At 62.6% G+C, this 348-nt stretch carries 1 protein-coding gene; it reads right to left on the bottom strand.

Annotated elements, in window-relative coordinates; genetic code table 11:
* Positions 1-348, bottom strand: a 348-nt coding sequence (locus PQR08_RS38750) for a contractile injection system protein, VgrG/Pvc8 family (RefSeq protein WP_408164523.1), incomplete at both ends; no start/stop codon positions are given.

Consider the following 348-nt stretch of genomic DNA (forward strand, 5'->3'; position numbering starts at 1 on the left):
CTCTTTCTGCGGATGGCCTTCGAGACGAAACTTCCTGCCCGTGGTCAGCCCGCGCAGGTTGCCCGTGCCGTGCAGACGCAAGCCCTCGCAGCGCAGTGCCTCCACGCGCACACGCGCAAGGTAGTCGCCCTCATTACGCAGATCGTTGGGCTTGCCGTCCAGCCCCATCGCGCCCGCCATCGGCTGCGTGTAATCGCCCCAGTGATACTGCGCGGCGTTGTCGAAGGACGCCTCGCTGTAACGGCTCTGATTCATATCGAATCGGCCGTTCGAGCGTGTGTAATCGTAGTCGTTGAGCGTGATCTCGCCCGCGGTGATCTTGCGCGCAACGCTCAGCGCGTAAATATG

Origin of the sequence: Caballeronia jiangsuensis (genome assembly GCF_046030135.1) — a bacterium.
GTDB classification, from domain to species: Bacteria; Pseudomonadota; Gammaproteobacteria; order Burkholderiales; family Burkholderiaceae; genus Caballeronia; species Caballeronia jiangsuensis.